The sequence below is a fragment of the Pseudomonas sp. RIT-PI-AD genome (genome assembly GCF_025642785.1).
Lineage (GTDB): Bacteria > Pseudomonadota > Gammaproteobacteria > Pseudomonadales > Pseudomonadaceae > Pseudomonas_T.
In genome coordinates, this window is sequence record NZ_JANZKU010000021.1 from 17,169 (window position 1) to 30,150 (window position 12,982).

The 12,982-nt window shown below is 66.3% G+C and carries 13 protein-coding genes; 8 read left to right on the plus strand and 5 right to left on the minus strand.

All coding sequences use genetic code 11. The annotated features are described in order from the left end of the window. Positions 1-90: 90 nt before the first annotated feature. Positions 91-870, minus strand: a complete 780-nt coding sequence (gene gloB, locus OGL92_RS16930; RefSeq protein ID WP_263145707.1) for a hydroxyacylglutathione hydrolase — start codon at positions 868-870, stop codon at positions 91-93. Between the two features lie 219 nt (positions 871-1,089). Between gloB and OGL92_RS16935 the strand changes: the two genes are divergently transcribed. The 7 genes from OGL92_RS16935 (at position 1,090) to nudC (ending at position 9,024) form a co-directional block, all read left to right on the plus strand. Continuing rightward, on the plus strand, positions 1,090-1,854 hold the full coding sequence (locus tag OGL92_RS16935; RefSeq protein WP_263145709.1) for a class I SAM-dependent methyltransferase: 765 nt from the start codon (positions 1,090-1,092) through the stop codon (positions 1,852-1,854). After that, positions 1,855-2,292, plus strand: a complete 438-nt coding sequence (gene rnhA / locus OGL92_RS16940) for a ribonuclease HI (protein ID WP_263145711.1) — start codon at positions 1,855-1,857, stop codon at positions 2,290-2,292. Between the two features lie 57 nt (positions 2,293-2,349). Continuing rightward, positions 2,350-3,087 (plus strand): DNA polymerase III subunit epsilon, encoded by a 738-nt coding sequence (gene dnaQ / locus OGL92_RS16945; protein WP_263145712.1) that lies wholly within the window; start codon positions 2,350-2,352, stop codon positions 3,085-3,087. 126 nt (positions 3,088-3,213) lie between these two features. After that, the gene (locus tag OGL92_RS16950; protein ID WP_263145714.1) at positions 3,214-5,469 is read left to right on the plus strand and encodes an arginine/lysine/ornithine decarboxylase; all 2,256 of its coding nucleotides are present in this window, start codon (positions 3,214-3,216) and stop codon (positions 5,467-5,469) included. 188 nt (positions 5,470-5,657) lie between these two features. Beyond that, positions 5,658-6,470 carry a crotonase/enoyl-CoA hydratase family protein gene (locus tag OGL92_RS16955; RefSeq protein ID WP_263145716.1) on the plus strand — a complete coding sequence of 271 codons (813 nt, stop codon included), beginning with the start codon at positions 5,658-5,660 and terminating at the stop codon, positions 6,468-6,470. Positions 6,471-6,508: 38 nt separating this feature from the next. After that, the gene (locus tag OGL92_RS16960; protein ID WP_263145720.1) at positions 6,509-8,191 is read left to right on the plus strand and encodes a ferrous iron transporter B; all 1,683 of its coding nucleotides are present in this window, start codon (positions 6,509-6,511) and stop codon (positions 8,189-8,191) included. After that, positions 8,188-9,024: an NAD(+) diphosphatase gene (nudC, locus tag OGL92_RS16965; protein WP_263145722.1), complete on the plus strand. Its 837-nt coding sequence runs from the start codon at positions 8,188-8,190 to the stop codon at positions 9,022-9,024. Before OGL92_RS16960 ends, nudC begins: the two co-directional genes overlap by 4 nt. Here nudC and OGL92_RS16970 read toward each other — a convergent pair. Further along, on the minus strand, positions 8,992-9,777 hold the full coding sequence (locus OGL92_RS16970; RefSeq protein ID WP_263145724.1) for a TSUP family transporter: 786 nt from the start codon (positions 9,775-9,777) through the stop codon (positions 8,992-8,994). The two genes, nudC and OGL92_RS16970, sit on opposite strands and share 33 nt — an antisense overlap. 99 nt (positions 9,778-9,876) lie before the next feature. Between OGL92_RS16970 and OGL92_RS16975 the strand changes: the two genes are divergently transcribed. Continuing rightward, the gene (locus OGL92_RS16975; RefSeq protein ID WP_263145729.1) at positions 9,877-10,527 is read left to right on the plus strand and encodes a hypothetical protein; all 651 of its coding nucleotides are present in this window, start codon (positions 9,877-9,879) and stop codon (positions 10,525-10,527) included. A 59-nt stretch (positions 10,528-10,586) separates the two neighbouring features. On the opposite strand, the gene OGL92_RS16980 is transcribed toward OGL92_RS16975, so the two are convergent. The 3 genes from OGL92_RS16980 to OGL92_RS16990 form a co-directional block, all read right to left on the minus strand. Beyond that, positions 10,587-11,354: an SDR family oxidoreductase gene (locus OGL92_RS16980; protein ID WP_263145732.1), complete on the minus strand. Its 768-nt coding sequence runs from the start codon at positions 11,352-11,354 to the stop codon at positions 10,587-10,589. Between the two features lie 21 nt (positions 11,355-11,375). Next, positions 11,376-12,443 (minus strand): phosphotransferase family protein, encoded by a 1,068-nt coding sequence (locus tag OGL92_RS16985; protein WP_263145735.1) that lies wholly within the window; start codon positions 12,441-12,443, stop codon positions 11,376-11,378. Between the two features lie 195 nt (positions 12,444-12,638). Further along, on the minus strand, positions 12,639-12,950 hold the full coding sequence (locus OGL92_RS16990; RefSeq protein WP_263145737.1) for an SCP2 sterol-binding domain-containing protein: 312 nt from the start codon (positions 12,948-12,950) through the stop codon (positions 12,639-12,641). Between the last annotated feature and the right edge of the window lie 32 nt (positions 12,951-12,982).

Sequence of the window (12,982 nt, forward strand, 5' to 3'; positions counted from 1 at the left end):
GCGCTTGCTCGGCGAAAAGGTCGGGCGATTCTAGGAACCGACCCGCGGAGGGTCAAGTTTCGCCGGGTTTTCCGCGTGGCCGCCGCCCGTTCAGAAGCGATCCTTCCAGCCGCGCAACGCCCTGAAGACCTCAACGGCGGTACGTTCAGCGACGCCTTCCCGTTCGTCGATTTTCCTGCGTACCGCGTCCTCCTCGACCCGTAGGAACGGGTTGGTGGCCTTTTCTTCGGCCAGTCGCGACGGCACGCTCATCGCTCCGCGTTCGCGTAAGGCCGAGACGTCGGCGAAACGCTCGGCCACGGCCGGGTTTCCCGGTTCCACCGCCTGGGCGAAGCGCAGGTTGCTCAGGGTGTATTCGTGGGCGCAGTAGACCGCCGTCGTCTCGGGCAGCGCCGCCAGGCGGCCGAGGGAGTGGTGCATCTGTTCGGCGGTGCCTTCGAACAGCCGGCCGCAACCGGCGGCGAACAGGGTATCGCCGCAGAACAGCAGCGGATTCAGCGGGTCCTCATGGTAATAAGCCACATGCCCGAGGGTATGCCCCGGCACGGCCATGACCTGGAAGGTCAAACCGAGCGCCTCGACGCGCTCGCCATCGCGCACCGCGCGGTCGCAGCCGGGGATGCTTTCGTCGGCGGGTCCGTAGACCTTGGCGCCGGTGCTCGCCTTGAGCCGTTCGACCCCGCCGACGTGGTCCTGGTGATGGTGGGTGATCAGGATATCGCTCAGGCGCCAGTCCGGATGGGCGTCCAGCCAGTCCAGGACCGGCGCGGCGTCGCCGGGGTCGACGACCACGCAGCGGCGTTGGGTCGCATCTTGTAACAGCCAGATGTAGTTATCGGAAAAGGCGGGGAGGGCGTCGATCTGTATCATGGGGCGGCTCATCCATCGGTTATCGAACGTCGCGTCTTCGCGCGACCTGTCTAGTGGGCGACTCCCACCAAGGCGCGTGGGTTCCCGCGGCATCGCCAATCGCGTGCGCCGGGCGCATGCTGGGACGGCGCGCGACGCGCGTTCGATCGAACCGACATCCCGGGGCTCGCGCACCGGATTATGCCCAGGGCGGCGCCATGCCGCAGCAGGAGATCAGCCATGACCGAGAATCCGTTCGCCGACGCCGAGGCCGCGTGGTTGAAGATGACCGGGCAAGCACGCGACTGGTTCGCCGGTCCGCTCGGGGCGCTGCTGCGCGCCGAAGAGCAGCGTTTGCTGGAGGACGAGCTGGCCCGCTACTTCGGCGGATACCTGGTGCACTATGGGCCGCCCGCCGAACGCCCGGCCGGTGCGCGGCAGATCCAGCGCAGCGTCCACCTGGGCGCGCCGCTGCCGGGGGTGGAGATCGCCTGCGACGAACATGCCTGGCCGCTGGGCGAGCATGCCGCCGACGTGGTGGTGTTGCAGCACGGCCTGGATTTCTGCCTGTCGCCCCACAGCCTGCTGCGCGAAGCCGCCCGCAGCGTGCGCCCCGGCGGTCATTTGCTGATTCTTGGGATCAACCCCTGGAGCACCTGGGGCATGCGCCATTTATTCGCCCGCGACGTGTTCCGCCAGGCCCGCTGCATCGCCCCGAACCGGGTCAGCGACTGGTTGCACCTGCTCGGCTTCGCGCTGGAGAAACGCCGCTTCGGGTGCTATCGTCCGCCGCTCGCGTCGCCCGCCTGGCAATCCCGTCTGGCGCGGCTGGAGACGTGGGGCGGGGCCGTACAGGCGCCCGGCGCCGGCTTCTATCTGCTGGTGGCGCGCAAACTGGTGGTCGGCCTGCGTCCGCTCCGCCAGTCGCGTCGCGAGCCGATGGGCAAGCTGTTGCCGATGCCGGTGGCCAAGGTGTCCCGCCGCGATTCGAAGCACGAGGCATAAGTGAGCGAGAAGGTCGAGGTCTATACCGACGGCGCCTGCAAGGGCAATCCCGGCCGCGGCGGCTGGGGCGCGGTGCTGGTCTATAAAGGCGCCGAGCGCGAACTCTGGGGAGGCGAGCGGCAGACCACCAACAACCGCATGGAGTTGATGGCCGCCATCCAGGCCCTGGCGGCGCTCAAGCGCTCCTGCGAGGTCAAGCTGGTCACCGATTCCGAATACGTCATGCGCGGTATCCAGGAATGGATGCCGAACTGGAAGAAGCGCGGCTGGAAGACCGCCGCCAAGCAGCCGGTGAAGAATGCCGATCTCTGGCAGTTGCTCGACGAGCAAGTGAACCGCCACCAGGTCGAGTGGCAGTGGGTGCGCGGGCACAACGGCCACCCCGGCAACGAGCGCGCCGACATGCTGGCCAATCGCGGCGTCAGCGAACTGGTCTAGCCGTAGGAACAAGTCCCCTGGCGGCCCTGGCGCCGCCGCGCAACGAAGGTCTTCACCATGCGTTATGTCGTACTGGATACCGAAACCACCGGCATGCCGGTCACCGATGGCCACCGGATCATCGAGATCGGCTGCGTCGAACTGGTCGGCCGGCGCCTGACCGGCCGGCACTTCCACGTCTACCTGCAGCCCGATCGCGAAGTCGACGAAGGCGCCATCGCGGTGCACGGGATCACCAATGACTTCCTGGTCGGCAAGCCGCGCTTCAAGGACGTCGCCGACGAGTTCTTCGAATTCATCAAGGGCGCCGAGCTGATCATCCACAACGCGGCGTTCGACATCGGCTTCATCAACAACGAATTCGGCCTGATCGGGCACACCGAGCGCAGCGAAATCACCGAGCACTGCACGGTGCTGGATACGCTGCTGATGGCCCGCGAACGCCACCCGGGCCAGCGCAACAACCTCGATGCCCTGTGCAAGCGCTACGGGGTCGACAACTCCGGCCGCGACCTGCACGGCGCCTTGCTCGATGCCGAGATCCTGGCCGACGTCTTCCTCGCCATGACCGGCGGGCAGACCCACCTGTCGCTGGCGGGCGAGGGCAGCGACAACGACGGCAGCGGGCGCCAGCAGGCGACCCCGATCCGTCGCCTGGCGGCGGATCGCCCGCGCTTGCGGGTCATCCGCGCCAGCGAGGACGAACTCGCCGCCCACGTCGCGCGGCTGGCGATCATCGAGAAGGCGGCCGGCGCCCCGCCGGTATGGGCGCAGCTCGAGGTCGGCGCCGAGTGACAGCCGGCGGCGTCGCGGATGCGACCTTTTCTTACAGGCTGATGCCCGGGGGGTTCCGCCTGTAGGAGCGAGTCTCTACCCTGGCGGCACGAGCGGGCCGGTGCCCGCCGCCTTCAGGACGCCACAATGTATAAAGACCTAAAATTCCCCGTCCTCATCGTTCACCGCGACATCAAGGCCGACACCGTCGCCGGTGAGCGGGTCCGCGGCATCGCGCGCGAACTCGAGCAGGATGGCTTCAGCATTCTCTCCACCTCCAGTTCCGCCGAGGGGCGCATCGTCGCTTCCACCCATCATGGCCTGGCCTGCATCCTGCTGGCCGCCGAAGGCGCGGGCGAGAACCAGCGCCTGCTGCACGACGTCGTGGAGCTGATCCGAGTCGCCCGGGTGCGCGCGCCGCAGTTGCCGATCTTCGCCCTGGGCGAACAGGTGACCATCGAGAACGCGCCGGCCGAAGCCATGGCCGATCTCAACCACCTGCGTGGCTTGCTCTATCTGTTCGAGGACACCGTGCCCTTCCTCGCGCGGCAGGTGGCCCGGGCGGCGCGCAATTACCTCGACGGCCTATTACCGCCGTTCTTCAAGGCACTGGTGCAGCACACGGCGCAGTCGAACTATTCCTGGCACACGCCCGGCCATGGCGGTGGCGTGGCCTATCGCAAGAGCCCGGTGGGCCAGGCATTCCACCAGTTCTTCGGGGAAAACACCCTGCGTTCCGACCTCTCCGTGTCGGTGCCGGAGCTGGGCTCGCTGCTGGACCATACGGGTCCATTGGCGGAGGCCGAGGCCCGTGCGGCACGTAATTTCGGCGCCGATCACACCTTCTTCGTGATCAACGGCACCTCGACCGCGAACAAGATTGTCTGGCATTCGATGGTGGCGCGCGACGACCTGGTGCTGGTGGACCGCAACTGCCACAAGTCGATCCTCCACGCGATCATCATGACCGGCGCGATCCCGTTGTACCTGAGCCCCGAGCGCAACGAGCTGGGCATCATCGGGCCGATTCCGCTGAGCGAGTTCACCCGCGAGTCGATCCAGGCGAAGATCGATGCGAGCCCGCTGGCCCGTGGTCGCGAGCCGAAGGTGAAGCTGGCGGTGGTGACCAACTCCACCTACGACGGCCTGTGCTACAACGCCGAAATGGTCAAGTGCACCCTGGGCGATTCCGCCGAGGTGCTGCATTTCGACGAGGCCTGGTATGCCTACGCGGCCTTCCACGAGTTCTATCAGGGGCGCTATGGCATGGGCACCGTGCGCCACGAGCACACCCCGCTGGTGTTCACCACCCACTCGACGCACAAGCTGCTGGCGGCGTTCAGCCAGGCGTCGATGATCCACGTGCAGGACGGCGGCGCGCGCCAGCTCGACCGCGAGCGTTTCAACGAAGCCTTCATGATGCACATCTCCACCTCGCCCCAGTACGGCATCATCGCCTCCCTGGACGTGGCCTCGGCGATGATGGAAGGTCCGGCCGGGCGTTCGTTGATCCAGGAAACCTTCGATGAGGCGCTGAGCTTCCGCCGGGCCCTGGCCGCCCTGGGCCGCAACCTGCAGCCGGAGGACTGGTGGTTCACCATCTGGCAGCCGCCGATGGCGGAAGGCGTGGACAGCGTCACCACTTCCGACTGGCTGTTGCAGCCGGACGCGGAGTGGCACGGATTCGGCGACGTGGCGGAAAACTACGTGCTGCTTGATCCGATCAAGGTCACCCTGACCATGCCCGGGCTCACCGCCGGCGGGCGCCTGGACGAACGCGGGATTCCCGCGGCGGTGGTCAGCAAGTTCCTCTGGGAGCGCGGTCTGGTGGTGGAGAAGACCGGCCTCTACTCGTTCCTGGTGTTGTTCTCCATGGGCATCACCAAGGGCAAGTGGAGCACGCTGCTCACCGAGCTGCTGGAATTCAAGCGCCACTACGACGCCAACGTGCCGCTGATCCAGGCGCTGCCGTCGGCCGCCCAGGCGGGCGGCACGCGCTACCAGGGCATGGGCTTGCGCGACCTGTGCGACGAACTGCACAACTGCTACCGGGACAACGCCACCGCCAAGGCGCTGAAGCGGATGTACACGGTGTTGCCGGAGCTGGCCATCAAGCCCGCCGACGCCTACGACAAGCTGGTGCGCGGCGAGGTGGAGGCGGTGCCCATCGAGGCGCTGGAGGGCCGCATCGCCGCGGTGATGCTGGTGCCCTATCCGCCGGGCATCCCGCTGATCATGCCCGGCGAGCGCTTCACCGAGGCGACCCGTTCGATCATCGACTACCTGGAGTTCGCCCGTACCTTCGATCGCAGCTTCCCAGGCTTCGATTCCGACGTGCATGGCTTGCAACACCAGGAAGGGCCCAACGGACGCCTGTACACGGTGGAGTGCCTCAAGCACTGAGCCCGTCGCGGACGGCGCCGGCCGTCCGCGCTCGTCCCCGGCGCGGCGCCGGGTCAAATGTGCGCCAAGCCGCGCTTCTCGGGGCCAGCATCGAACATTCAGGCCACGCTTGTTATAGTTGCGCGATTCCGTTCAACGAATCCCGGCGCCGCGCTTCGTGCCGTGCCGCGCCGCCCGAGGTGACCAGCGTGCCCGAATATCAAGCCTTCCGCGTCGAAGTGGCGGACAAGATCGCCCATGTGGTGATCGACCGTCCGGAAAAGATCAATGCGATGAACGCAGACTTCTGGACGGAAATCATCGAGGTATTCCGCTGGGTCGACGACACCGATGAGGTCCGGGTCGTGGTGCTCTCGGGGGCCGGCAAGCATTTTTCCTCGGGCATCGACCTGATGCTGCTGGCCGAGGTCGGCAATTCCCTGGGCAAGGATGTCGGGCGCAACGCCGAAACCCTGCGACGCAAGATTCTCCAGTTGCAGGCCTCCTTCAATGCGGTCGACCTGTGCCGCAAGCCGGTACTCGCCGCCATCCATGGCTATTGCCTGGGCGGGGCGATCGACCTGATCTCGGCGTGCGACATGCGCTACGCCACCCGCGACGCCCAATTCTCCATCAAGGAAATCGACATCGGCATGGCCGCCGACGTCGGCACCCTGCAGCGCCTTCCCAGGCTCATCGGCGACGGCATGATGCGTGAGCTGGCCTACACCGGCCGGACCTTCGACGGCGAAGAGGCGCGTGAGCTGGGGCTGGTCAACCGGACCTACGCGGATGCCCCTGCGTTGATCGAGGGCGTCTTCGCCATCGCCCGCGACATCGCCGCGAAATCGCCCCTGGCGGTGCGCGGCACCAAGGAAATGATCCGCTACATGCGCGACCACCGCGTCGACGACGGCCTGGAGTACATCGCCACCTGGAACGCGGCGATGCTGCAGTCCGCCGACCTGCGGGTGGCCATGGCGGCCCACATGGGCAAGCAGAAACCGGAATTCGCCGACTGATGCAGTACGAGAACGTTGCGCGGGAGGCGCGTTAAACCATGGTGACTGGAGCCACGTCCCTCAGCCTGGTACGCGACGAATTGTTCGCGACCATGGAACAGGCCGAACAGAGCCTGGAACATTTCATCGTCGAGCGACAGAACGGCAGCCTGCTGCAGCAGGCGGTCGAGAGCCTGCACCAGGTGCGCGGCACGCTGAACCTGATCGAGTTGGCCGGCGCGGAGCTGCTGGCCCAGGAGGTCTTGCAGCAGGCCATGGACATCCCGGTGAGCGCCGGCGAGGAGCGCGACAACCAGCTCGCCGCGCTGAGCAATGCGCTCTACGTGCTGCGCCGCTACCTGGAAGGGGTCGACGCCCACCGCCGGGAAATGCCCGAGCTGCTGCTGCCGGCGATCAACGATCTGCGCCAGGCCGGCGCCCAACCGGCGCTCCCGGAAAGCTTTTTCTTCAGCGCCCGCCTGGATCAGCAACGGCCGGTCGTCGCGGCCGTCGAGCCCTCGGCGAAACGCGATGACGAGGCCCGACGCCTTCGCCACATGTATCAGGTCGGCCTGCTCGGGTTCATCCGCGAGCAGAACCAGCAAGCCAGCATGAAGCTCATGGGCCGCGCCCTGGCACGGCTGGACAGCCTCTACGCGGGAGAGCCGCGGGCGCGCCTGTGCTGGATCGGCGCGGCGGCCATCGAGGCCCAGGTGGATGGGCAACTGCTGCCGCGCAAGGCGCGCAAGCAGCTGTTCTCGCGGCTCGACCGGGAGTTGAAGGCTTTGCTCGGCGCGCCGGCTTACGAAGCGCCCCGAGGCCTGATGAAGGAGCTGCTGTACCTGGTGGCACTGGCCGACAGCCATGGGCCACGAGCCAGCGAAGTGCGCGAGTTGTTCGGCTTGGCGCCATTGCCGTTCACCGATCACTTGCTCGAAGAGGAATACCAGCGCCTGGCCGGTCCCGGCCAAGCGGTGATGCGTTCGCTGTCCTCGGCGATCCGCGAGGAGCTCGCCAGCGTCAAGGACACGCTCGACCTGATCGAGCGCGGCACCGCCCAGCGCGAGAGCTTCGGCACCCTGCATGCGTTGCTCGGCAAGCTGGCCAAGACCCTCGGCATGGTCGGCCTGACGTCGGCGGGCAACGCGTTGCACGCGCAACTGCCGGTGGTGGCCGGCTGGAGCCAGGATGATGCCGCCGCACCGGAAACCCCGGCGCTGCACAAGCTGGCGGATGCCGTGCTCTACGTGGAGAGCATGGTCGCCAGCCTGGAGCGTGGCCAGCCGCCCGAGCAGCGGCCGCAAGCGGCGGCGGCCGGCCAGGAGGCCGAGTCCTTCGCCGACCACCAGTTGTTCGAGGCGCGCATCGTAGTGGTGGATGAGGCGCGTGCCGGAATCGGCATGGCCAAGCGCGCCATCACCGCCTACCTGGAATCCAACGGCGACAAGCTGCATCTGGCCAACGTGCCCTTCAGCCTGCACACCGTCCGCGGCGGGCTCTGGTTCCTCAACCAGGAGCGTGCCGCCCATTTGGTGGGGGCCTGCGCGGAATACATCCAGAAGCAGATGCTGGAAAGCCCGCAGATGCCTTCCGAGCAGATGCTGGAGACCCTCGCCGACGCCCTCACCAGCCTGGAGTATTACCTTGAGGCGGGTGCCGTGCTGCGTCCGGAAACCCAGCCCAGCGTGCTCGACCTGGCCGCCGAAAGCGTGCGGGCGTTGGGCCTGCCGGTGGCGGCATGACGGCCCCGGTGCGCTGGCAGCCGGCGTTGCTCGATAGCGCGAAGGATGGAGGCTGGGCATTGGTGCACAGCCAACTGCGCTTTCTCGCCGACGGCAATGGCGTGTTGTTCCCCCGGGAATGGCTCAAGCGCCAGGAGCTGCCCTGGATCGCCGAGCACGGCATCGGTCATTTCGAGGGCGAGCCGGTGTTCCTGCTGGAAGCGGAGGCGGGTGCCGAGCTGCCGGGTTGTGCCTGGCAAGGCCTGCGCCAGTTGATGATGCAGAGCGATGCGGAGACCTTCCGTATGCTCGGCTATGCCAGCCAGATCGGCACCTGGGCCCAGCAGAACCGCTTTTGCGGGAGCTGCGGCGCGCCTATGAAGCGCCTGCCCCACGAACGCGCGATGCACTGCGAGGCCTGTGGCCTGCACATCTACCCACGCCTGGCGCCCAGCATGATCGTGCTGGTGACACGCGGCGACGAATTGTTGCTGGCGCGCTCGCCGCGTTTCGCCAGCGGCGTGTACAGCACCCTGGCCGGCTTCGTCGAGCCGGGCGAGTCGGTGGAGGCATGCGTGCGCCGCGAGGTGCGCGAGGAAGTCGCGGTGGAAATCCACGCGCCGCGTTACATCGCCAGCCAGAGCTGGCCCTTTCCCCATTCGCTGATGCTCGGCTTCCACGCCGAGTACGCTTCCGGCGAAATCGTGCCGCAGCCCGGCGAAATCGAGGATGCGCGCTGGTTCCACCCGGACCGCCTGCCACCCTTGCCGGCGCCGCATTCCATCGCGCGTTATCTGATCGACCTGTACCTGGCCCGCCGCTCAGGCGACGCCGAACCAGTGCTGCCAGGCTAGCCGCGCGGTCAACGCCAGGACCACCAGGATGAATACCGGGCGGATGAACTTGGCGCCGCCACGGATGGCTGTGCGGGCGCCGAGGAAGGCGCCCGCCATCAGTGCCACGCCCATGGCGATTCCCAGGGCCCAGGCCACCTGTCCGCCGGCGATGAACACGCCCAACGCCACCGCGTTGCTGACGAAGTTCATGCTGCGCGCCACGCCGCTGGCGCGCACCAGATCGAGCGGATACAGGAGCAGACTGCTGACGGTCCAGAACGCGCCGGTTCCCGGACCGGCGACCCCGTCGTAGAAGCCCAGTCCCAGCCCCTGGGGCCATTGACGGCCACGCGGGATGGGCGCGTCCGATGCATGGACGACGTCCGGCGTGCCGCCGAACAGAAGGTAAAGGCCACAGCCGAACACTACCACCGGCAGCATCTGGTTCAGCCAGGCCGCCGGCAGCCAATGGGCGAGCACGGCGCCCAGTGCCGCGCCGATGGCGGTGGCCAGAAGCGCATTGCGCCATTGGCGCGGGTCGAACAGCCGGCGCCGGTAGAAGGTGAAACTGGCGATGCCCGAGCCGAAGGTGGCGCACAGTTTATTGGTGCCCAGCACCAGATGTGGCGGCAGACCCGCGGTGAGCAACGCAGGGATGGTCAGCAGGCCACCGCCGCCGGCGATGGCGTCGATGAAGCCGGCGAGGAAGGCGACGGCGGCGAGTACGACCAGGGTGACCGGGTCGACCGCCAGCTCAAACGGAAAAGGCATAAAAAACTCGATCTGTGTCTGATTGCGCGGCATTGCGTCTGGCCGCGGCAAAACCGGCTGCGCATAATGCCGGCAATTTCAAATGGAAGGGAAGTCTTCATGCAGTACGTGGGCCTGGCCTTGGGCGTCGCACTGGTGGCGCTGCTGGCATTGCTGGTGGCGCTGCGGATCCTGTCGAACGGCCGCTGGCTGCTGGGCTGGCTGCGCGGCACCTGCGGGATGCTGTTCATCGGCCTGGCGTTGCTGATCGGGATGGTCGCCAAGGACCTGTCCAGCTACGCGCCGCTTCCGGAGGACAAGCCCCTGGTGACCCTGAGTTTCCAGGCCGACGGGGCGCAGCGCTACCGGGTCAACCTGCTGGAGGGGGGCGAGGAACACCAAGTCACTCTCGATGGCGATCTCTGGCAACTGGACGTGCGCCTGTTCAAATGGCGCGGCCTGGCCGAACTGATCGGCTTGCAACCGGGGTATCGCCTGGAGCGCCTGTCCGGGCGCTTCCTCGCCATCGAACAGCAACAGATGGCCCAGCATACCCAGGTGCAACTTGCGCAGAGCGCCTATGGCATCGACCTGTGGCGCTGGCTGCGCCTCGGCCAGCACCATTTCTTCCTCTTCGATCCCCAGGCCCAACGGGTGACCTATCTGCCGGTGGCGGATGGCGCGGTCTACGCGGTGAACCTGACGCCCACCGGATTGCTCGCGCAGCCGATGAACCAGGTGGCGACCCAGGCCCTGAAAGACTGGCGCTAGTCGCCGCGGAAAAAACGAAGGGGAGCGCAGGCTCCCCTTTTTCGTGCCCGCTCGCGGGATCAGGACAAGAAGCCGCCGTCGACATTCAACGCCACACCGGTGGTGTAGCTGGAGGCATCGCTGGCCAGATAGAGCACCGCGCCGGCCATCTCCTCCGGATCGGCTACGCGCTTGAGCGGGATACGTTGCAGAGCCATCTTGAGAATACTGTCGTTCTGGGTCAGCGCAGAGGCGAACTTGGTGTCGGTGAGGCCCGGCAGCAGGGCGTTGCAACGGATGCCGAAGGCCGCGCACTCCTTGGCGAAGACCTTGGTCATGCTGATCACGGCGGCCTTGGTGACCGAATAGATGCCCTGGAACTCCCCCGGCGAAACACCGTTGATGGAAGCGACGTTGACGATGCTGCCGCCGCCGTTCTCGCGCATCAACTTGCCGCCCTCGATGGACATGAAGTAGTAGCCGCGAATGTTCACGTCCACGGTTTTCTGGAAGGCGCCGAGGTCGGTATCCAGCACGTTGCAGAACTGCGGGTTGGTGGCGGCGTTGTTGACCAGGATGTCCAGGCGCCCGAACCGTTCGCGGATTTGCGCGAAAGCGTTCTGGATCTGCTCCATCTCGCCGATGTGGCAGGCGATGGCGGTGGCCTTGCCGCCGTCCTGGACGATGGCCTCGGCGACCGCCTGGCAGCCCTCGAGCTTGCGGCTGGAGACGATCACATGGGCGCCTTGCTGGGCGAGCAGGCGGGCGATGGCCTCGCCGATACCGCGGCTGGCGCCGGAGACGAAGGCGATCTTGCCGTCGAGATCGAATAGCTGGGTCTTGGACATGGGGTTCCCCTGGTGATGGCGTTACAGCCGGGATTGATCGATGACCTTCAGGCTCATGTGTTCGAGCAGCTTGTTCATCTGGATGAACTGCGCGAAGCGTTTGTCCTGGGTCTGGCCGTGGAAATAGCGGTAGTAGATCTGCTGGACGATACCGGCCAGGCGGAACAGGCCGTAGGTGTAATAGAAGTCGATGCTGGGGATCTCGATGCCGGAGCGTTCGGCGTAGTAGTCGGCGAACGCCTGGCGCCCGAGCATCCCCGGCAGGTGGCTCGGCTGGCGGCGCATCAGTTGCACCGGAGCCGGATCGTCGGCCTGGATCCAGTAGGCGAGGGTGTTGCCCAAGTCCATCAGGGGATCGCCCAAGGTGGTCAGCTCCCAGTCGAGCACGCCGATGATCTTCAGCGGGTCCCGGGGGTCGAGGATCACGTTATCGAAGCGGTAATCGTTGTGCACGATGGCGTGGGTGGGGTGATCGGCGGGCATCTTCTCGCGCAACCAGGCTTTCACCGCCTCCCAGGCCGGGGCATCGGGTGTCCGGGCCTTTTCGTAGCGATCGCTCCAACCGGCGATTTGCCGCTGTACGTAGCCCTCGGGTTTGCCCAGGTCGCCGAGGCCGCAGGCCTGGTAGTCGACGTTGTGCAGTTCAACCAGCTTGTCGATGAAGTTGTGGCACAGCGCGCGGGCCTGCCCCTCGTCCAGGCTCAGCCCCTCGGGCAGGTCGGCCCGCAGGATGATGCCCTCGACCCTTTCCATCACGTAGAACTCGGTACCGATCAGCGTCTCGTCCGTGCAGTGGACGTACGCCTTCGGGCAGTAGGGGAAGCCGGCGTTGAGCTGGTTGAGGATACGGTACTCGCGGCCCATGTCGTGGGCCGACTTGGCCTTGTGGCCGAAGGGCGGGCGTCGCAGGACGAATTCCCGCTGCGGGTATTCGATCAGGTAGGTCAGGTTCGAGGCGCCGCCCGGGAACTGGCTGATGCGCGGCGTGCCTTCGAGTCCGGGGATGTGCGCCTTGAGGTAGGGGTCGATGAGCGCCGCGTCGAGCTCTTCGCCTTGGCGGATACCGGTGGACTGGTCAGTAAGCGTCATGCGTATCCCTTCTACTTATAATGAGTGCCCGCGACTATTGGCTAATCTAATTCGCCAGGGGACCGCTCACAAGCGACCAAGCCCCTTATAGACCTGGGTGTTGCCCCGCGATCAAAGGGCTTGATTCATTGTCGCGGGACGAAAAAAAACCGGAGCCCGAGGGCTCCGGTTCCCTTTCGATCGGCGGGCGCCGGATCAGACCGGGAACAGCTCGCTCAGCTTCATCGCCAGCATCATGTCGCCTTCTGCGCGCAGTTTGCCGGCCATGAACGCCTGCATGCCGTCGGTCTCGCCGCTGGTGATGCCCTTCAGGGTGTCGCTGTCCATGATCAGGGTGACGTTCGGGTTGGGAGCGTCGCCTTGTTGCACGTCACAGGTACCGTCCTTCACGACCAGGTAATGGTTCTCGCCATCCTCGATGTTGAACTGGAAGACCAGGTCCAGGCCAGCAGCCGCGCTGGCGTTGAATTTGGACTGCATGCTTTTGATGATGTCGGCGGTGCTCATGGATTCTATCCTTCGTTCAGGGTTTTTCTGGC